We start from the raw sequence: 18,648 nt of genomic DNA on the forward strand, positions 1-18,648 counted from the left end.
CGAACATGCATCGCCTTAACCGGGCAGATGCGGCCTCTCGCGCGTATCCGTGTGGGCAGCAAGGGCAATCTCCTGCCGGATGGCATTGCTGAAATAGCGGCCGAGCCAGGACCGCGGCATGTAGCGCATTGCGAGGTTGCGCAGTCGGAAGGCGAAGGCGCTTTCGGGAATGAAGACGGCCGCCATCTTGCGGCTGCGTGACTGCAGCCGCGTTATGATAGGCCTCAGCAACTGTTCATGGCGGGCGAGTGCCGTGCCGACATCTCCACTGTTCCGCAAGGCGATACCGAGCATTTCGGCGGAGGCGAGCGCCATGCCAGCCCCCTGGCCCGAGACCAGCGTCAGGCAATGGGCGGCGTCGCCAAGCAGCAGAACCCGTCCGCTCGACCATTTCGGCAGGTCGATCATCGTCAGGCTGTCGATCACTACCGGGCTGTTCTCCCGGCGCGTCTGGTCGAGGAGCTGGCGGACTTGCGGATGGCTGTCGGCGCTGACGGCGTGCAACAGCTCGATCCTGTCCTCTTGCTGTTCGAGGCCCCTGCGGCTGTCGCGCCAGACATGCATGGCCGCCAGTCGGCCGTCATGAAGCGCGTAATACTCAGCCAGATGACCCGGCTCCGCATAGGAGACGAAATCGGTGTCGAACTGTTTCGGCGCGCCGACATCATAGACCGAGAAGTAATAGCCAAGCGGCTGGAGACAGCCCTCGTCCGGGCCGAACAGTTGGGGTCGCAGGGACGAGCGAAAGCCGTCCGCGCCGATCAGCAGATCCGCCGTGATCACCTCACCGGTGGACAGGGTGACATCGACCCGCTCGTCTGTCTGGTCGAAATCGGTGACCCTATCGCCGAAACGGATCGTCGCCGTTTCAGGCAGTGCCTCGGCAAGCGCCCGGACCAGATCGGTGCGGCGAACGGCGAGATAGGGAAGGTCGCGAATGAAGTCGCGATAGCGGAGCCGTAGCAATTCGCGCCCCTTGCTGTCCCTGTAGACATTTTCGTCTATCCGGAAGGCACCGGCTTCAAGGCGTTCATGCAGGCCCATTTTGCGGGCGGTCTCGAAGCCGAGGCCGGAGAGGCCGAGCATATAGCCGTTTTCACGCAAACTTTGGGCGCGTTCGATGATGACGCTGCGCCAGCCGGCCTTGTCCAGCCACCACGCAGCGGAAAGACCCGCCACGCCCGCGCCGACGATGACGGCAAGAGGTTTCGTCATGGGTGGGACCCTTTCGCGAGGCGGTTTTCGAAAACAAGAAGCAGCGGTGGCGCCAGCGCCGCCAGGATTACGGCCAGGCCGAACGTTACGGCATATCCCGTGTGTGCAGCAAGAAGGCCGGCCGTCATGCCGCAGACGGCTGCCGTAATTGCGCTGGCGGACTGGAACAGGGTGAAATCGACGCCCGGCTGGGCCGGGGAGGCAAGACCCATGAGACGGGCATAGCTGGTAACGAAACCGGCGGCCATCATCGCGCTCTCGATGACAAAAAGCGTCGAGAGAAGCGACAGGTTGTCAAAGCCGGCGATGACGGCGGTCGCCAGCAGCGCCAGTGTCACCACATGGGCAAGGGCCACCGCGAGCATCGCCCGCCGGCTACCCAGCAGGTGCGCCAGAAAGCCGCCAAGCGCGGTTCCAGCAAGCCCGGCAGCAACGCCGCCGACGCCGTTGAGCATCCCGAGTGTCGCAAGCGGCAGGCCGGCATCGACAAGGAAGGGACCGGCCAGCGCCTGCGCCATGCGGCCGCCCAGCTCCAGCACAATCGTCATGGCGATGCCGATCTGCACCTCCCGCCGCCGAAATCCGTTTTTCAGGCTTGGCCGCGATGCCTGGCTGGACGGTGCGCCCCTCGGCTCGCGGATCGTCGCCATGGGGATCGACAGGAGAGCCACCAATGCGGCGAGCATGAAAGACGCGGCCATCCAGCCGAGTGCGGAATAGGCTGCAACGAACAGCCCGCTGCCGAAGATCATGCCGAGATATCCGCCGCCGACCTGTGCGACATTTCCGAGGCCGCGGCGGCTCTCGGAAAATTGCTCGATCACGAATGCGTCGCAGACAATGTCGACGGTGGCCGAGGCGATCGCCATCAGGATCAGCAGGGAAAGAAGCGTCGGAAATCCTGTGCCAGCGCACAGGCCGAAGAGAAGGAGGGCGATGACCACCACCGCCTCGCCGATCAGAACCAGCCGACGGGACCGGCGTTCGCCATCGGAGGACCGTCGCAGCCGCTCGACGGGGGCTGCCCAGACAAACTTGAAAGCCCAGACAAGCATGGCAAGCGAGACCAGCCCGATCTGATCGAGCGCGACATTCTCGGCCCGCAAGATTGCAGGTAGGCCGAGAAAGGTCAGCCCGCCGACAAGGCTCTGTGCGGTATAGACGCCGCCTGCCGCCGCCAACAGGCGAGGCAGGGCCGGCGACCGTGTCTGCGGCGGTGCGGCCGCATTTGCGACGGATTGCGGGACGGGCGGCAAGGACGAAGGCTGCATTGCGCGTCAGAACTCCTTGCGCAGCGTCAGGCCGAAGGTCCGACCCTTGCCCAGTGTGCCAAGTTCGGAGGCGCCGTTGACATAGCCGGATGTCTTGTAGGACCTGTCGGCGATATTCTGGACATAGAGCCTGGCCGAAAAGCCGTCGGACTTGGCAAAGTCGAGGCTGGCGTCGAAAGTGGCAAAGCCACCCTGGCTTGCCGCATTGGCTTCGTCGAAATAGGTCTTCGAAAACGCGTTGACCGCGGTATTTACCGTCAGCGTTCCTTCCATCAGGTCATCGGCGAGCAGATAGCCGACATTGAGATGGGCTGTGACATCCGGGGCATAGGGAAGGCGATTGTCGTTATAGGACGTTCCGGTAAGGGGATCGGTGGAATCGGTGAACTCCGAGCGGCCATAGGCCGCGTTGCCGCTCAGCGTCAGGCGATCGGTCGCCCGCCATGTGGCTTCGAGTTCGATGCCGGTACTGGTCGCCTCGCCTGCATTGCGGAGAAATTGCTGCCCTATCGGGCCGACATAGATCTGCTTGTCCGACGAGCGGATATGGTAGATCGACGTGGAAAGATCGAGAGTTCCGTCGAGCAGGCTCGACTTCAGCCCCGCTTCAAAATTCCAGGCGCTTTCGGGATCGTAGGATGCCGAATCCACCGAGGACGAGATGCTGTGGTTGAAGCCGCCCGGCTTGTAGCCGCGCGAGACGACGCCGAACAGGCGCATGTCCGGTGTCAGCTGGTAACCGATTGCCAACTTCGGCTGGATGCTGGCAAAGTGCTCCTTGCGGTCGAAATCGAAGCCCATGCCGGTGCCGAAACTGTCGGCCCGGTAGGCATCGATGCTCGAATGATCATAGGTGGCGCGCAGGCCGCCGGTCAGGTCGAGCCGGTCGGTGGCATGCCATGTCAGCTCACCGAAGGCGGCGACGCTGTCCGTGACGATGGCGTTGGTGGACGCGCCGTAATAGGGGGCGACTGCACTTTTCAGGCCATCGAATTCGTTGTGGCTGTACCAAAGGCCTGCGACACCGCTGAATATGTCTCCCTCATAGCTCAGGCGCAGTTCCTGCGAAATCGTCTCGTCAATCTGCGGCCAGGAATAGCGGGAGCCCGCACCGGCCGAGAAGTCGCGCTTCACATCGCTTTTCTGATAGCTGGTAATGCTGGAAAGGGTGAAATCGTCGAAGCGGTAGTTGAACTGTCCGGAGATGCTGGTCACGTCCCGCTCAAGCCGTGGAATGTCGCCGTAAAGGCTGCTGCGATAGATGCGGTCGTCAACGTCGGGAGTGAACGAATAGAGTTCCTCGTGGGTAAGCAGCTTTTCTCTGGAGTAGCTAAGCGCCGCGTCGAAATCGCCATCTGCCGGAGCATAGCGCAACGTGGCCCTGCCATATCCGTTGTTCGACATGTTGATGTCGTCCCGGCCGGTCGAGGCATCGTCGATATCGCCGGAGAAATGCTGAAAGTTGCCGGCGTAATCGAAATAGAGCGCGTCCGGCACGATGACGGCCGTTCCGCCGATCTCGACCGACGGTTCGATGCCGGAAATATTGGTCTGGACGTAGAACCGGTTGGCGTCGTTCTTTTTGGTGACGATGTTGATGACGCCGCCATAGGCATTGGCGCCATAGAGCGTGCCCTGCGGGCCGCGCAGCAGTTCGACACGTTCCACATCCGTCAGCATCTGGGAGAATGTCGATGGCAGCTGCGGAACGCCGTCGACATAGACCTGCACCGTCGGATTGAAATAGTCCGGCGACGACATGCCGCGCACGGTCACGTTAGAGTAGACGCGGCTGCCGCGATTGCCCATGCTGACGCCCGGAAAGACCTTCTGCAGATCCTCGACGGTGCGGATACCCCGCGCATCCAGCTCCTCGCGCGACACGACGGAAACGGAGGCATCCACCTTGCCGATTTCCTGGCTGCGCTTGCCGGCGGTGATGATGATCGGCTGCAGTTCCGTCGTGCCCTCGCTATCCTGAGCCGAGGCGCCCGAAACGCCTACAGCCGAGATACATGCCGATGCCACCAAAGCCATCTTCCTGCCGCGCACCATGTTGATCCTCTTGCATCACTGAAATAAACTTGAGCTTCCTATTCCAGTTTATGGGCGGGCGGGCTAATGTTTTCGGGGCTGGGATTGACGGAAACCGGACTAAAACATGCGCGAAAGACGGATTTGATGAGCCTGCCCGAGACCTCGCAGCGAGAAGACCATGCTCGCGGCATGCCGCAGCCGGAACGACAGACATGGCGCGAGACGGTGGATTCGGAGATCGACCAGCTCGGCTGGCGGGATGCGACCCGCGTCGAGCAGCCGGGCGACGACGTTTCCATCTATATCATCGACACTGTGCCTGTCGTGGATCAGGTCTTTCATCCGGAGGGGCCGGCGACATTCTCCTTGTCGATCTTCATGGATGGCGCCGGTACCCTGTCCGTCGATGGTGCAAAACCCTTTCCGGTGCAGCCGGCGACGGCGGTTTTCTTTGCCTGCGATCGCGTCACGCGCGGTGAGAACCACATTCACGCCGGACGGCGACTTTGCGTGGTCGATATACGGGTGGAAAAGCCGCTGTTGGAGAAGCTCGGCGGAATATCGCTGTCGCGGCTTGGCGGGGCAGTCATCACCGAGCACAGCCTGCCGGAGCAGGACGTCTTCCTGATCGGCTTCAAGGCGCCGCCGGAGCTGATCAATGTTGCCCGCAGCCTTCTGCAATGCCGGTTCGCCGAGGGCATGGCGCGGCGCGCCTATCTGTACAGCAAGGCGGTCGAGGCGCTGGGGATCGGGCTGGACGCAGTCACCAGACAGGCGGATGGCAGGCCGCTGAAACCTCTCAATGGAGAGGAGGCTCGGCGCCTGCAACAGGCCGTCAGCCTGATCGAAACGCAGTATAGCGCCGGGTGGACCATTCCCCGCCTGGCCCGCGAGATCGGACTGAACGAGCGCCGGCTGAAGGAAGGGTTCAGGATGGCGATCGGCAAGACGGTGCATGGTTACCTGCGCACCACGCGCATCGATGCGGCCGCGACGCTTCTGGCGTCCGGGTCGAGCGTGACGGACGCCGCCTATGCGGTCGGCTTCGAAAATCTCAGCCATTTCAGCAAGGCCTTCCGCGAGGAAAAAGGCGTGTTGCCGAGCCAGTATCGCGGATAGTTCTGTTCTGCGCTCGAGTTCCGCCACGGTGGAAGGACTGTGCGATCGTGCGAAAAGGATCTCGCGCATGCGGCGAAACCGAGCGATCGCCCGCGATGTCCATGACTGACCGAGGTCTCCTCGAATTTGCTGCGCGCGGCCACATTGACGACAGAAGTTGATACCTTCAATCAAGACCTACTTGCACGCGGATGCCGGCGGGGAATGCCTCACTCTCTCAAGCAGCAAGCCCGCCAGCCACCATGGTGGCTGATGTCGATTGCGCCCTCAGCGACGGCAATCGGCTCGCCGAGGAAACCTTTGGCCGAGCTTCCATCCGACAGTGAGATCGTGCCTATTCCCAATGGAGCGGGAATGGCGGCGACGAACCGGACAAAGGCCGCAGGGGCGTTTCCAGACTTCGACATCGATCGCAGCACCATCCTGCGACCGGACCTTGACCATGCCGGGTTTGGCGGGGCTTGTGCCGGCGAGGGCGAAAAGTCGGTAGTCGGCAGAGGTTTGCGTCTGGTGGGGAGAACTCGGTATCGAGTTCGACGAGCTGATGGTTGAGTGGCATGCCCGAGAGATGTGCTCCGACCACGACGAGATCGATCGTGTCATCCGTGGTGTCCGTTAGCCGCGACAGTTCGCGGATGGTCTTTCATGCGCCGGGGTGGGGTGAAATGCCCAAGGCACTTTCGGCGGCGGAAACCGGGGGCCTGTCGACATGAAAACGCCGGCAGGGCTTTGCCTGCCGGCGGTGAAAGGCGGGATGGAGCGGCACCCGCCTTCAGTTACGAGCCGGCGGCCGGCACTGTCATCAGCACCCGGCCGATGCGACCGCGTTCCTCCGCGCGGCGATGCGCGTCGGCTGCCTGCGACAGCGGGAAACTGGCGTCGATCGGTACCTTGAGCGCCCCGCTCTTGGCCATTTCGAACAGTTCGGTGATCAGGCGCCGCGGCACCTCATCGCCCATTTCCGGCCCCAGGAGGCAGCCGATGATCGTGTGACGGTGCTTGAGCAGCTTGCCGGCATCGATCATGGTGCTGCGGCCGCCGAACACGCCGATCAGCACGGCATTGCCGCCATCCTTGAGAACCTCAAGTGCATCGACCAGAGCGTCGCCGCCGATCGTGTCGATGATGACATCGACCGCGTTGCCGCCCAGCAGCGTTCGTACCTGTTCGCTGGTCGGCGTTTCGCCGATGACGATGGCGTCGTCCAGACCGTATTCGCGCAGCCGCTCAAGCGATTCCGGTCTGGTACCGGTGCCGATGACACGGGCGCCGAGGCTGGAGGCAAGCTGAACGGTTGCCAGACCGACGCCGCCGGCGGCACCGAGAACCAGCACCGTCTGTCCGGGCTTCAAACCGGCGAGGTGGATCGCCCAGGCGGCCGTGCCTGGGCCGACCGGGATGGTCGAGGCGACGCCGATATCGAGCCCTTCGGGGATGAGGAAGCAATTGCGGGCGGGTACGGCGCGAAGCTCTGCGTGCGAACCCTTCCAGTGGAACGTCGTTACCTTCTGCCCGACGGACAGGCCTTCGACATTGCGGCCGAGCTGCAGGATCTCGCCGGCCGCCGCATATCCCGGCACTTCGTTTTCACCCGGTGTCAGATCGCGGCGACCGACAAGATCGCCACCCTCGATGCTGATCGCCTCGACACGGATCAGGATTTCTCCGTCGCCCGGTACCGGGTCGGCCACATCCTCGTAGCGAAAGACATCCGGTCCGCCTGCCGCGTGATAAATTGCTGCCTTCATGAAATATCTCCTTTAAGTGTCCAGCCGCCGGCCTGTACGCCGGGGCCGGTTTCCGCAATCGCCGGCAAATCCTGCCTGCGGCTCCGGAAACCATGACATTCCCGTTTTTCAGCACAGTTTCAACCGCCGGCGGACTTTGTGCCCGCCTGACGACCAAACGGGGACGGTAAGTCAGGCCTTCTAGACAATCTTCAGCGCGACGATGAGCACGCATGCGGCGGCAACCGAGGTGGGGGGGGCCTGGCCGGTGATCAGCAGGCTGCCACGAACCAGCTAGGGCTGTCAGTCGCCGACCTGATCTTGGTCCCGGCGGCGACGCGCAACCACCGCCTCGCCTTCAAGCGTCAGGCGCTGGTATGGGAGTTGAAGCAGAGGTGTCAGCCCAGCTGAAGATCTGCCCTAGGGCCGGCTTTCCTGAGGAGCGGTTTTCCGTACCTGAGATTTAAGGGCGTCGAGAACGACTCGAAACGCCGGCGAAAGCTGCCGCCGGCTTGGATAGTAAATGTGGTAGCCGGCAAACGGCGGACACCAGTCTTCCAGAACCCTTACCAGCTTGCCTTCAGCGACGAGGTCCGCAATCTGTTCTTCCATGACGATTGCCAGTCCGACACCAGAGACCGCGGCCTTCAGGCTGGCCATGACGTTGTTCACGACCAGTTGGCCATCGACGCGTACGTGCAGGTCACGCCCGTCCTTAGTGAATTCCCAAGCGTATAACCCTCCTGCGCTGGGAAGGCGCAGGTTGATGCAGGAATGTTGGGTCAGATTGTGCGGCGCAAGCGGGATAGGGCGCTCGGCGAAATAGGCCGGCGAACCGACGACCGCCATCCTGATATCCGGCCCGACCCTTACGGAAATCATGTCTTTCGCTACCTGCTCGCCTAGGCGGACGCCCGCATCAAAACGCTCCGTCACGATATCCGTCAGCGCCGAATCCAGGGACAATTCCACCTTGATGTCGGGGTACTGCGGCAGGACCTTCTCCAGGGCCGGCCACAGGACCGTATCGCAGGCGTGCTGCCCGGCCGTGAGGCGGACTGTTCCCGCCGGCTGATCACGAAACTGCCCCAGCGCCGTCAGCTTCGCGTCGATGTCCGAAAGAGCTGGGCGCAAGGTTTCGATCAATTGTTCGCCGGCCTCGGTGGGGGCGACGTTGCGGGTGTTTCTGACGAGCAGCCGCACGCCCAGGCGCTCCTCCAGACGCCGAACCGTCTGGCTGAGGGCCGACTGCGATGTCGCCAGTTTCGCGGCTGCGCGCGTGAAGCTGCGCTCCTCCGCGACCGTCAGGAAAACCGCAAGGTCGCCGAGTTCGTCCCGTCTCATTGATAAGCTCCAAGTATAGGTCCATTCCAAATCTAGCCGCTAATCAACTGAAACGAAATGGCCTATTTTGCGGACATCAAAACGGGGAGAAACGGGTCCGCTGCATGTCGGGCCGGTGCTTTTAAGCTTCCCAGCATTCGGTCAAGGAAGGAAAACAGAATGTCCAAGGATGTTGTCGTCATTATCGGTTCCGGCGGGATCGGCATGGCCATCGCCCGCCGCCAGGGTATCGGCAAGAAGCTGCTGCTCGCCGATTTCAACGAACAGACCCTGCAGTCGGCTGCAAGCGAGCTTCGCGGCGCCAGCTACGATGTCGAAACCCACAAGGTCGACGTGGCTTCGCGCGACAGCGTGCGAGAGCTGGCAGCGTTTGCCGCCAAGCTCGGCAACGTCATGCAGGTGGTCAACACCGCCGGCCTGTCTCCGAACATGGCGCCGGTCGACAAGGTGCTCGACGTCGATCTCTACGGTGCGGCCGTCGTGTTCGACGAGTTCGAACATGTCATTTCCGCCGGCGGTTCGGGCTTGATCATTTCCAGCATGGCCGGTCACATGATGCCGGCGCTGACGCCGGAGCAGGACAAGGCGCTGGCATTCACCCCGACTGAGGAACTTCTCGACCTGCCGTTCCTCAAGGGCGATGCCGTTCCCAACACGCTGGTCGCCTACATGATGGCCAAGCGCGCCAACCATCTGCGCGTTCAGGCCTCGGCGATGACCTGGGGTGCCAAGGGCGCGCGCGTTAATTCGATCAGCCCCGGCATCATCGTCACGCCGCTCGCTCGTCACGAACTCGAGTCCGAAATCGGCGATATCTACCGCGCAATGGTCGAGGCATCCCCGGTCAAGCGTATGGCGCCGCCGGATGAGATCGCAGCGGCCGCCGCGTTCCTGCTGGGCCCGGATGCCGGTTTCGTCACGGGCAGCGATCTGCTGATCGACGGTGGCGTGATTGCCGCCATGCGCGCCGGCAAGCTTCCGACGCCAGGCTGAACGCAGCCTGGATTTCTATCGACCGCAAACGTTCCAAAAGAAGGAATATCAGGATGAAGACCCGCAAGCTCGGCTCCCTTGAAGTTTCAGAAATCGGTTTCGGCACGATGAGTTTTGCCTCGACCTATGGCGCGTCCCCTGACGAGGCCGAGGCGATCCGCGTGATCCGGGGTGCCTATGACCTCGGTGTCACGCATTTCGATACTGCTGAAGCCTATGGTCCCTGGACCAACGAAGTTCTGGTGGGCAAGGCGCTCGGACCGGTGCGCGACAAGGTATCTATCGCCACCAAGTTCGGCTGGAACATCGACCAGGAGACCGGTGCCTGGGGTGCCGGCCTCAACAGCCGTCCGGAGCGAATCCGGGCGGTGGCCGAGGCAAGCCTGAAACGTCTGAACACCGATGTGATCGATCTCTTCTACCAGCATCGCGTCGACCCCGACGTTCCGATCGAGGATGTCGCCGGCGCCGTCAAGGATCTGATTGCCGAGGGCAAGGTCAAGTATTTTGGTCTTTCCGAAGCTGCTGCCGGCACGATCCGCCGCGCTCATGCGGTTCAGCCGGTCACCGCCATCCAGAGTGAATATTCGCTCTGGACCCGTGAACCGGAGCCGGAGATCCTGCCGCTTTGCGAAGAGCTCGGCATCGGTTTCGTGCCCTGGAGCCCGCTGGGTGCGGGTTACCTGACAGGCAAGATCGACGCGACGACCGAAATCGGCGCCACCGACTTTCGTGCCAATTCGCCCCGCTTCACCGCAGAGGCGCGCGAAGCCAACAAGGCTCTCGTCGATCTTCTCGGCCGTATCGCGGCCGCGAAGGGCGCGACACCGGCGCAGGTCGCGCTGGCATGGCTGCTGGCGCAGACGTCATGGATCGTGCCGATCCCCGGAACACGCCGCCTCGAGCGCGTCGAGGAAAATGTCGGTGCTGCCAATGTCAGCCTGTCGGTTGCCGAACTTGCCGAGATCGAAAGCGAAGCTTCCAAGATCGCGGTGATCGGCGAGCGACTGCCGGCGGCCGTGCTTCAGTATTCCTATCGATAAAACCAAACGGGGCGGCGGCAATGCGTGCCGCCAAACCCCATACAGGGCTGGAAAAAATGGAACCTGCAAAGACAATTCTGGTGTCGAGAGCCGTGGCTCACGTCAGAGCACTGCTGCTCGGTGCGGCGATCTCGCTTCTGGCAGGCGGCGCTGTCGCTGCCGACGAAACGACGCTCCCCACGGTGGAGGCCGCGCCGGCGATCGGCACACCGATGAGCGCGACGGTCATGCCGCTTTCGTCGAATGGCTATGTGGAGAACGAGTTCTTCATTCATGGCAAGGCAAACCGCTACCGCATCGCCAATCCGCTGGCCGACGCACAGCTGATCGATTCCGGTAACCCCTATACGACCCGCGTTCTCGTTCGCCGCCCGACCGATCCGGCCAAGTTCAACGGCACGGTCGTCATCGAATGGCTGAATGTCACGCTCGATCAGGATGTCGACTTCGTTTTCGGCGCAACGCGGGAACTGCTTGTCCGCGACGGTTATGCCTGGATCGGCGTCAGCGCGCAGCGCAACGGCATTGACGCGATGAAAAAGTGGAACCCGCAGCGTTATGCGGCACTCGATGTCACCGCCTCCAATATCGATCCTGCCAATGGTCGCGAAGTGGATCCTGCCGATCCGCTGATCATGTCGATCGGATCGGACGTTCTTGCCTGGGACATGTTCTCGCAGGTCGGCCAGCTGGCTGCGGCAAACACGCCGGAACTGCTCGGCGACCTGAAGGTGCAAAGGCTGATCGCCGGCGCAGAGTCGCAGTCGACGCTGAAGGTCACGACCTATTACAACAGCATCCAGCCGCTGCACAAAGTCTATGACGGCTTCCTGTTCTACGATCGCAGCGGTGAGCTTCGGACCGATGTCGATGCCAAGTCAATCGCCATCGGCACGGAAATCTTTACCGCGCTGATGGGCAAGGCACCGCAGGACGATACCGACCATCAACGCTGGTGGGAGATCAACGGCGCGTCGCATTTTTCCTTCGACGAAATTGCGAACTATGTGGATCCTTTCATCAAGCGTGATGGCGCTTTCCGGGCTGCGGATGGCACGTCGCTCAGCCTGACCGAACGCACCGACATGAACGGGCCATGCTCACCTTCGCCGATCTATAGCCGTGTGCCGAATGGCGATGTCATGAAGGCCGCGCTGCATTCCATGAATGACTGGATCGTTTCGGGTACCGTTCCCGCAAGCGCGCCGAGATTTGTCGTGGACGACAGCACGCCGCCGAAATACGTGCGCAATGCCGACGGCGAAATCCTCGGTGGCATTCGAACCGCTGCCCGCGATGCGCCGATGTCCAAAAGTGCCGGGATCGGCAATGGCCCTTGGTTCTGCGGTCCTTCCGGCAATCACGTCGATTTCACGCCGGCCCAGCTTTGCGAACGTTACGGCGATTCCAACGCCTATGTCGCCCGCGTCCAGGCCATCGTGAATGCCAATGTCCGCGACGGCTTCCTGCTTCCCGAAGAAGCGCGCAAGACGGTCGATGAGGCGAAGTCGGTGCAATTTTCCTGCCCGGGGTGAGCCTTGTCCTCCCCGGCCACCCATCCATGGATCTCCGAGCCGCATTCTGGCGGCTCGTGACCCACCAGACATAACACCAAAGCCGACACGGGTGCACAGGATGTGTGCCCGTTTCGGTGCGAAAGGACACCCAGATGAATTCTACCTCAACCGAACCGGCGGGTTCGAGCAAGGTCGCCTTGCTCGCGCTCGCAATCGGCAGCTTCGGCATCGGCACATCGGAATTTTCGAGCATGGGCCTGATGCCTCTGTTTGCGCAGGATCTGTCGGTCAGCGTCGCCGAGGCATCGAGCGCGATCACCGCCTATGCGACCGGCGTCTTCATCGGCGCTCCGCTGCTGACCGTTGTTGCCGCGCGGCTGAACCGCCGCAATCTGATGATCGGCCTCGTGCTGGTGCTGGTGCTCGGCAATCTCGTATCCGCACTCGCCCAGAGCCTAGACATGCTGATCGTCGGCCGCTTCATCAGCGGCATGCCGCAGGGCGCCTATTTCGGTGCCGGTGCGCTGATCGCCTCCCATATCCTCGGGCCTGGAAGCGGCGGCAGGGCGTTCGCACTTGTCGCGTTCGGGATGACCGTCGCGACTGTCATCGGCGCGCCGATCGGGACCTATGTGGGGCAGCATTTCGGCTGGCAGGCGACCTATATGGTGGTTGCCCTCTATTCGCTGGGGACCCTTTTCGTGTTCCTGCGATGGCTGCCGCGCAGCGCCGCGCTCGACGGCGCTCCTGTCATGCAGGAATTGGCGGCGATCTGGAACTGGCGGATCTGGGCCTTGATGCTGGTGGCTGCGCTTTGCGTATCGGCAACCTTCGCCGTCTACACCTTCATCGGCCCGATCGTCACCGAGGTCGCCGGCCAGTCGCCGTGGATGATCCCGGTCGCTCTTGCACTGATCGGCATCGGCATGGCCGTCGGCACGCCGATCGGCGGGCGGTCGGCTGACCGATATCAGTATCGCGGCATGGTCTTCTGGTTCGCTGCCACGCTGGTGGTTCTCGTGCTGATGGCTCTTTTCGGCAGCAATATCGTCATTCTCCTGCCATTGCTGTTTGCCGTCGGCGTGACGCTGATGGCGGCGGTGCCGAGCATTCCGGTGCAGATGACCAGGATGGCGCCGGGCGCCCCGACGATGATGGGCGCCTTGAACATGGGCGCATTTAATGTGGCAAATGCCATCGGCGCCACAGCCGGTGCGGCGACGATCGAGGCGGGCATGGGCTACATGTCCTCGGTCTGGGCCGGTTTTGTCCTGACGCTTGCAGGGCTTGTCTTCTTCGCCGCGATCTATCCGCTGCTGAGAAAGGCGGATGCCGCACCTGCCGTCGCGTAACGCGCGATCCGGTCCCATCGCCTATTCACCTCGTCGCGCAGCCCCGGCCACCATCCTGCCGGGGTTGCGCGTCCCCATTACAGGGAGACTTCAATGACCAAGATCCTCATTCTCGGCGCCAATGGCGCCATCGCCCGCGTCGCGACGACGTTGTTTCTGGAAAACACCGACGTCACCCTGACGCTGTTTCTCCGCAACTCAAAACGACTGAGCGAGCGGGCCTCCGACAGGACCACGATTATCGACGGCGATGTCCTCGATGCGCAGAGACTGGAAGCGGCAATGGCCGGGCAGGACGTGGTCTATGCCAACCTTTCCGGGCAAATGGAGCAACAGGCTCGTGCGATCGTCGCCGCGATGAAATCGACCGGCGTCAAAAGGCTGATCTTCGTCAGCTCGATGGGGATCCATGACGAGGTGCCGGGTGAGACATACGGCGCGATCCTCGATCCCTATCGCAATTCTGCCAGGGTCGTCGAAGCCTCCGATCTCGACTACACCGTTGTGCGTCCGGCCTGGCTGAGCAACAGAGACGAGATCTCCTACGGCACGACCACCAAAGGCCAGCCCTTCGTCAACAAGGACGACACGGTTTCACGCAAGAGCGTTGCAGACCTGATCGTCAAGCTGGCGACGACGCTTGACTTCGGAAGCCGTGAAAGCATTGGCGTTCACGGGCTTTAAGTCGCTTCGCCAGGTGTCGCAAGGACAAGGATAACAGCGCCATGACGGGCAACGATCATATCCAGATGCCGGCGGGCAGCCGGCCGATTCTCTGGATAATTCTCATCAGCTTTTCGATGCTCGTCGTGGACAATTCGATCGTCTTCACGGGCCTGAGCAAGATCCAGTCCGAGCTCGGTTTCACCGATGAGGGGCTCTCCTGGATCACCAGCATCTACGCGCTGACATTCGGGGGCTTCCTGCTCCTCGGCGCGCGGGCAGGAGATGTGTTCGGCCGGCGGGCCGTGTTCACCGCTGGACTGACGATCTTTTCGCTCTCTTCCGCCGCCATCGCCTTCGCGCCATCACCGGCTATCCTGATAACGGCACGCGCCATTCAGGGGTTCGGAGCGGCGATCGTGGCGCCATCGACGCTGTCGCTGCTTCAGGCGGAGTTTCCCGCCGGCGAACTCCGTGTGCGGGCCCTATCCTATTATGCGGCTGCCGGCGGCGTCTCCGCGAGCATCGGTCTGGTGATCGGTGGGCTTTTTGCAGGACTTTTGTCCTGGCGCGTCGGCTTCGTGATCAATGTTCCGATCGGCCTCCTGCTGATCTGGGCGCTGAGGCGGCACGGCCATGCCGATGAAGCGACACCCGGCGGGATCGACGGGCTGGGTGCGGTGACCTCGACGATCGCCATCGGCGCTTTGCTTCTCGGCATCGAACGCGCAGCCGTGGTCGGCTGGGCCGATTCGTGGACACTTCTTTCGCTCATAGCCAGCGCCGTCCTCTTCGTCGTCTTTGTGTTCGTGCAGATGCGGGTGGCGGTGCCGCTCATTCCGCTCCGGCTGTTCGCCAATGCCGAACGCAGTGCAGCCTATGTGGCCCGCGCCCTGTTTCTCGGCGCAAATATCGGCTTCTACTTCTACATCAGCCAATACATGCAAGGTGTCCTGGGCATGAGCGCTGCGATGGCCGGCCTCGCCTTCCTGCCGTCGACAATCGTCAATTTTTCCGCGGCGATGTGGATTCCACGGTTCATGAAACGCTACGGCGGCGCAAACACGATGATGTTTACCCTCGGATGCGGCCTTGTCGGAATCCTGATGTTATCCTTCGTCACACCGTCCTCCGGTTACTGGACGGCGCTGTTCGTGCCGATGATGCTTGTCGGGATAGGGCAGGGCGGCACTCTGGCGCCGTTGACGTCGTCGGGCATTTCCGGCGTCGACCGCAAGGATGCGGGTGCTGCCTCGGGCCTGGTCAGCGTCTCGCAACAGGTCGGAACCTCCCTGGGGATTGCGGTGATCACCGCCTATGCATCAACGGCCGGCGCTGATCTGGCGGGAGCTGACTTGCTGGCCGATCGCGTCCGGCTGGCGATGCAGGCCTCATCTGTGCTGATGATTGTGACGCTGGTGATCGTCGGGTTCTTCATCTTCAGGAAGAGGGCGCCTTCAGCGCCGTAAGGCGCATGAGCGGACAGCCAGCATGGCGTAGGATCACCATGCCCCTACGGTGCGTGATCGATTTATAAGTATGGAATATCGCTGCATGCCGAATTAAGTGGATAATCGGATAGCCGGACCTCGGCTATAGTCCAGCCATCGAAACAACCTCAAAGGAAAAAGAGATGGCCGATATGACGCTTGAAGACCGGATCCAGCAGCTTGAAGATCATGCCGCACTGAAAAAGGTGGTCGACACCTTCTCGAACCTGGCGGACGACCGGAAGGTCCATGAGCAGACTTTCCTGTTTACGGAAGACGGTATCGTCGAAACCTGGTTTGGCGACACGGCGCTTCCGCCGCTGCATGGCCGCCAGCAGATCGAGGATAGCTGGACCCCGTTTCTTGCCGGGTTCGAAGCGATCTATCACATGAACGGACAGTTCGTCGCCGAGATCGATGGCGATACCGCCACCTCGGTGCATTATTGCATGGTCGAGCTGGTCTCCGAGCAAGACGGACAGAAGGTCCGCAACTCGAACGGTGTCATCTATAACGACAGCTATGTGCGTCGCGACGGACAATGGCTGATCGCCAAGCGCGTCGCTCGTTTTACCTGGCGCGACCTTCACGCCTTCACGCCGGCCTGAATGGGCACGGGCGCAGCACCGATCGAGGATTGACCATGCCAGAGCCACAGGACGATGATGTCGGGCAGGCATTTTCCGCCTTTGCACGGGCGATGCAAGACGGCGATACCGCCGCGTTGCGACGCCTGACCAGCGCGCGGTTCACGCTGACCCACATGACCGGTTACCTCCAGCCGCGCGACGAATGGCTGGACGAGATCGAGGACGGAAAATTCGTCTATTACAGCGTCGAGATTCGCGACATCCGTGTCAGCGAATCGGGTGATCGCCTTGTGGCGCGAACCGTGACCGATGCGCGGGTCTATGGCGGGCGCAACCGCTGGAAACTGCAACTGGCGATGTCATATATCCGGCATGACGGGCGCTGGATCGCCGACACGGCAGTCGCGTCGCTCTGGGCATGATCTGAACTGCCTCATCGACCGAGCCGGCCGGACCATTGCCGGCTCGGTCAGCGATTTCAACGATTGAGAGGAATATCGAAATGACAGATGTCACAGTTGTCGTGGGCGCAGGCTCGATCGGCCAGGCAATCGCACGCCGGGTCAGCAGCGGACGCCATGTCGTGCTGGCCGATCTCAAGGAAGAAAATGCCAAGAAGGCGGCGGAGGTGCTGGAACTCGCCGGTTTCGACGTCACCACGGCGAGCGTCGACGTATCGAGCCGCGCTTCGGTGCAGGACCTCGTGCGGATTGCGACCGGTCTCGGACAGGTGAAGGCGCTCATCCAGGCGGCAGGCGTATCGCCTTCGCAGGCGCCGATTGCGACCATTCTCAAGGTCGATCTCTACGGAACGGCGATGCTGCTGGAAGAATTCGGTGAGGTCATTGCCGAAGGCGGTTCTGCCGTGGTGATCTCCTCCCAGTCCGGCTACCGCCTTCCTGCCTTGACCACCGAGCAGGACGAGCTTCTGGCAACCACACCCGCCGAAGAATTGCTTGACCTTCCCTTCGTCAAGGATGTCGCCGATACGCTGCATGCCTACCAGATTTCCAAGCGGTGCAATTCGCTGCGCGTCCGTGGCGAAGCTCCGCGCTGGGGCAAGCGCAAGGCGCGGGTCAACGCCATCAGCCCCGGCATCATCATGACCCCGCTTGCCTATGACGAGCTGAATGGCGAGCGCGCCCAGTTCTACCGGGACATGCTGGCCAAAAATCCTGCCGGTCGTGTTGGCACTCCGGACGAGGTCGCGGCGCTTGCCGCACTGATCATGGGCTCGGAAGGCGGTTACATCACCGGTAGCGATTTCTTGATCGATGGCGGCGCGACGGCGAATTTCTATTATGGTCCGGATGCGCAGAAGTCGTAATCGTCCCGCAGTTCAACTGCAGACTTGACCAAAGGGCAGGGCTTCCACCGAATAGGAAGTCTTGCGTGCCGGTTGACCGCGGGGCTTGTGCCAGCGGTCAACCATTCGTCTTCCCCGGTGATCGGGCCTTGCGGCGCTTGACGGGGGAATCCGTTTGCCTGCATCAGGTGACGACGTCGATCATGTCGCTTGCGTCACCTGTATCTATCGCTCGTCCGGTCCGTTACAGGACGGTGACGTTCTCTGCCTTCGACTTGCCGGTCTTGCGGTCCTGGCCTACGTCGTAGCTGACCTTCTGGCCGTCCTGCAAAGCGCCACCAAAGCCTACGGCCGAGATGTGTACGAATACGTCCGGACCACCGTTGTCCGGGGTGATGAAGCCGAAGCCCTTATCCTGAGCGAAAAATTTTACGATACCAGTTGCCATGATGTCCTCGTTGTTTGGATGCGACGTTATCGCATTAGTGGTGATGGCGATGCACGGCAAGGCTTTTGGCAGGCAAAGACCTCAAAACGAGCCGCGTTCCGGCAATATATTCGACAGAAAGCGCGTGTCGCGTCCGTAAAGCCGCACATTTTGCCGCCGGACGCGCGCGGCCATGGGTAAGGTAGTCGCCTTGGATACGGCCGATCCCCAGATCATCGACAGAGCATTTCTCTTCAGCCTTGGTCGTCAGCTTTGTTGTTTTTGTTTTGCCGAAAAAACATGCATGGCGGTAATTTGTGCTGTTAGGATTGGGATGCATGGTGTTGGCGGAAAATGACATTTTTGTAAAAATGCGTGTTGACTCTTGTTGGGGGTGTCGCCTATAAGCCGTTTCACCGAACGAGGGGTTCGGCGCTGACGGCGCTGACGTTTTTGTTTGGACAATTTCAGACAGATTGGCGCATGCTGATTGGGACCGGTTCAACGGTTGGTCTCCGGGATTGGTGACGTTTTTGCTTTTATTGAGGCATGTG

Annotated in this window: 18 protein-coding genes and 1 pseudogene; 10 read left to right on the forward strand and 9 right to left on the reverse strand. The window is 61.7% G+C overall.

Annotated elements, in window-relative coordinates; genetic code table 11:
* Window positions 1-15: 15 nt before the first annotated feature.
* Genes AC0JZ4_RS24185 through AC0JZ4_RS24195 form a run of 3 tightly spaced genes read right to left on the reverse strand, consistent with a single transcriptional unit; the run spans window position 16 to window position 4,514 of the window.
* Complete coding sequence (locus tag AC0JZ4_RS24185; RefSeq protein WP_471889008.1) at window positions 16-1,215, reverse strand: FAD-dependent monooxygenase; 1,200 nt, start codon at window positions 1,213-1,215, stop codon at window positions 16-18.
* A complete protein-coding gene (locus AC0JZ4_RS24190; RefSeq protein ID WP_471889009.1) occupies window positions 1,212-2,486 on the reverse strand; it encodes an MFS transporter in 1,275 nt (424 codons plus the stop codon). The genes AC0JZ4_RS24185 and AC0JZ4_RS24190 overlap by 4 nt, the downstream gene beginning before the upstream one ends.
* Window positions 2,487-2,492: 6 nt before the next feature.
* Window positions 2,493-4,514, reverse strand: coding sequence for a TonB-dependent receptor (locus AC0JZ4_RS24195; protein ID WP_471889010.1), 2,022 nt, complete (start codon window positions 4,512-4,514; stop codon window positions 2,493-2,495).
* A 153-nt stretch (window positions 4,515-4,667) separates the two neighbouring features.
* Between AC0JZ4_RS24195 and AC0JZ4_RS24200 the strand changes: the two genes are divergently transcribed.
* Entirely contained in the window at window positions 4,668-5,642 is a 975-nt protein-coding gene (locus AC0JZ4_RS24200) for a helix-turn-helix transcriptional regulator (RefSeq protein ID WP_471889011.1), read from the forward strand.
* 209 nt (window positions 5,643-5,851) lie between these two features.
* Here the strand turns inward: AC0JZ4_RS24200 and AC0JZ4_RS24205 are convergent, their stop codons facing one another.
* The 4 genes and pseudogenes from AC0JZ4_RS24205 to AC0JZ4_RS24220 all read right to left on the reverse strand — a co-directional run bounded on the left by AC0JZ4_RS24205 (window position 5,852) and on the right by AC0JZ4_RS24220 (window position 8,713).
* Window positions 5,852-6,064, reverse strand: coding sequence for an allophanate hydrolase-related protein (locus AC0JZ4_RS24205; RefSeq protein WP_471889012.1), 213 nt, complete (start codon window positions 6,062-6,064; stop codon window positions 5,852-5,854).
* 22 nt (window positions 6,065-6,086) lie between these two features.
* A pseudogene (locus AC0JZ4_RS24210) lies at window positions 6,087-6,245 on the reverse strand (hypothetical protein); the annotation flags it as partial.
* 173 nt (window positions 6,246-6,418) lie between these two features.
* Complete coding sequence (locus AC0JZ4_RS24215; RefSeq protein WP_471889013.1) at window positions 6,419-7,390, reverse strand: quinone oxidoreductase family protein; 972 nt, start codon at window positions 7,388-7,390, stop codon at window positions 6,419-6,421.
* Window positions 7,391-7,789: 399 nt separating this feature from the next.
* A complete protein-coding gene (locus AC0JZ4_RS24220) occupies window positions 7,790-8,713 on the reverse strand; it encodes a LysR family transcriptional regulator (protein ID WP_471889014.1) in 924 nt (307 codons plus the stop codon).
* Between the two features lie 159 nt (window positions 8,714-8,872).
* On the opposite strand from AC0JZ4_RS24220, the gene AC0JZ4_RS24225 reads away from it, so the two are divergent.
* The 9 genes from AC0JZ4_RS24225 (at window position 8,873) to AC0JZ4_RS24265 (ending at window position 17,688) form a co-directional block, all read left to right on the forward strand.
* Entirely contained in the window at window positions 8,873-9,706 is an 834-nt protein-coding gene (locus AC0JZ4_RS24225; RefSeq protein ID WP_471889015.1) for an SDR family oxidoreductase, read from the forward strand.
* Between the two features lie 53 nt (window positions 9,707-9,759).
* Complete coding sequence (locus tag AC0JZ4_RS24230) at window positions 9,760-10,749, forward strand: aldo/keto reductase (protein WP_471889016.1); 990 nt, start codon at window positions 9,760-9,762, stop codon at window positions 10,747-10,749.
* 56 nt (window positions 10,750-10,805) lie between these two features.
* Window positions 10,806-12,284 (forward strand): alpha/beta hydrolase domain-containing protein, encoded by a 1,479-nt coding sequence (locus tag AC0JZ4_RS24235; protein ID WP_471889017.1) that lies wholly within the window; start codon window positions 10,806-10,808, stop codon window positions 12,282-12,284.
* A 134-nt stretch (window positions 12,285-12,418) separates the two neighbouring features.
* Window positions 12,419-13,618: an MFS transporter gene (locus AC0JZ4_RS24240; protein ID WP_471889018.1), complete on the forward strand. Its 1,200-nt coding sequence runs from the start codon at window positions 12,419-12,421 to the stop codon at window positions 13,616-13,618.
* Between the two features lie 93 nt (window positions 13,619-13,711).
* Window positions 13,712-14,302 carry an NAD(P)H-binding protein gene (locus AC0JZ4_RS24245; protein ID WP_471889019.1) on the forward strand — a complete coding sequence of 197 codons (591 nt, stop codon included), beginning with the start codon at window positions 13,712-13,714 and terminating at the stop codon, window positions 14,300-14,302.
* 41 nt (window positions 14,303-14,343) lie between these two features.
* Window positions 14,344-15,750 (forward strand): MFS transporter, encoded by a 1,407-nt coding sequence (locus AC0JZ4_RS24250; protein ID WP_471889020.1) that lies wholly within the window; start codon window positions 14,344-14,346, stop codon window positions 15,748-15,750.
* Window positions 15,751-15,914: 164 nt separating this feature from the next.
* On the forward strand, window positions 15,915-16,379 hold the full coding sequence (locus tag AC0JZ4_RS24255; protein ID WP_471889021.1) for a nuclear transport factor 2 family protein: 465 nt from the start codon (window positions 15,915-15,917) through the stop codon (window positions 16,377-16,379).
* A gap of 35 nt (window positions 16,380-16,414) precedes the next feature.
* A complete protein-coding gene (locus AC0JZ4_RS24260; protein WP_471889022.1) occupies window positions 16,415-16,783 on the forward strand; it encodes a nuclear transport factor 2 family protein in 369 nt (122 codons plus the stop codon).
* A gap of 80 nt (window positions 16,784-16,863) precedes the next feature.
* Complete coding sequence (locus AC0JZ4_RS24265; protein WP_471889023.1) at window positions 16,864-17,688, forward strand: SDR family oxidoreductase; 825 nt, start codon at window positions 16,864-16,866, stop codon at window positions 17,686-17,688.
* Window positions 17,689-17,911: 223 nt separating this feature from the next.
* Here the strand turns inward: AC0JZ4_RS24265 and AC0JZ4_RS24270 are convergent, their stop codons facing one another.
* The gene (locus tag AC0JZ4_RS24270) at window positions 17,912-18,115 is read right to left on the reverse strand and encodes a cold-shock protein (protein ID WP_075613138.1); all 204 of its coding nucleotides are present in this window, start codon (window positions 18,113-18,115) and stop codon (window positions 17,912-17,914) included.
* A gap of 34 nt (window positions 18,116-18,149) precedes the next feature.
* On the reverse strand, window positions 18,150-18,648 hold a 499-nt coding region (locus AC0JZ4_RS24275; protein WP_471889024.1), incomplete at its 5' end, for a hypothetical protein.

This window comes from [Rhizobium] kunmingense, from assembly GCF_977018605.1.

Coding starts and splice junctions, on each gene's coding strand:
- AC0JZ4_RS24220 (WP_471889014.1), bottom strand. CDS start 8,713: ATGAGACGGGACGAACTCGGCGACCTTGCGGTTTTCCTGACGGTCGCG.
- AC0JZ4_RS24235 (WP_471889017.1), top strand. CDS start 10,806: ATGGAACCTGCAAAGACAATTCTGGTGTCGAGAGCCGTGGCTCACGTC.
- AC0JZ4_RS24265 (WP_471889023.1), top strand. CDS start 16,864: ATGACAGATGTCACAGTTGTCGTGGGCGCAGGCTCGATCGGCCAGGCA.
- AC0JZ4_RS24185 (WP_471889008.1), bottom strand. CDS start 1,215: ATGACGAAACCTCTTGCCGTCATCGTCGGCGCGGGCGTGGCGGGTCTT.
- AC0JZ4_RS24215 (WP_471889013.1), bottom strand. CDS start 7,390: ATGAAGGCAGCAATTTATCACGCGGCAGGCGGACCGGATGTCTTTCGC.
- AC0JZ4_RS24240 (WP_471889018.1), top strand. CDS start 12,419: ATGAATTCTACCTCAACCGAACCGGCGGGTTCGAGCAAGGTCGCCTTG.
- AC0JZ4_RS24250 (WP_471889020.1), top strand. CDS start 14,344: ATGACGGGCAACGATCATATCCAGATGCCGGCGGGCAGCCGGCCGATT.
- AC0JZ4_RS24260 (WP_471889022.1), top strand. CDS start 16,415: ATGCCAGAGCCACAGGACGATGATGTCGGGCAGGCATTTTCCGCCTTT.
- AC0JZ4_RS24205 (WP_471889012.1), bottom strand. CDS start 6,064: ATGGTGCTGCGATCGATGTCGAAGTCTGGAAACGCCCCTGCGGCCTTT.
- AC0JZ4_RS24225 (WP_471889015.1), top strand. CDS start 8,873: ATGTCCAAGGATGTTGTCGTCATTATCGGTTCCGGCGGGATCGGCATG.
- AC0JZ4_RS24230 (WP_471889016.1), top strand. CDS start 9,760: ATGAAGACCCGCAAGCTCGGCTCCCTTGAAGTTTCAGAAATCGGTTTC.
- AC0JZ4_RS24245 (WP_471889019.1), top strand. CDS start 13,712: ATGACCAAGATCCTCATTCTCGGCGCCAATGGCGCCATCGCCCGCGTC.
- AC0JZ4_RS24270 (WP_075613138.1), bottom strand. CDS start 18,115: ATGGCAACTGGTATCGTAAAATTTTTCGCTCAGGATAAGGGCTTCGGC.
- AC0JZ4_RS24255 (WP_471889021.1), top strand. CDS start 15,915: ATGGCCGATATGACGCTTGAAGACCGGATCCAGCAGCTTGAAGATCAT.
- AC0JZ4_RS24190 (WP_471889009.1), bottom strand. CDS start 2,486: ATGCAGCCTTCGTCCTTGCCGCCCGTCCCGCAATCCGTCGCAAATGCG.
- AC0JZ4_RS24200 (WP_471889011.1), top strand. CDS start 4,668: ATGAGCCTGCCCGAGACCTCGCAGCGAGAAGACCATGCTCGCGGCATG.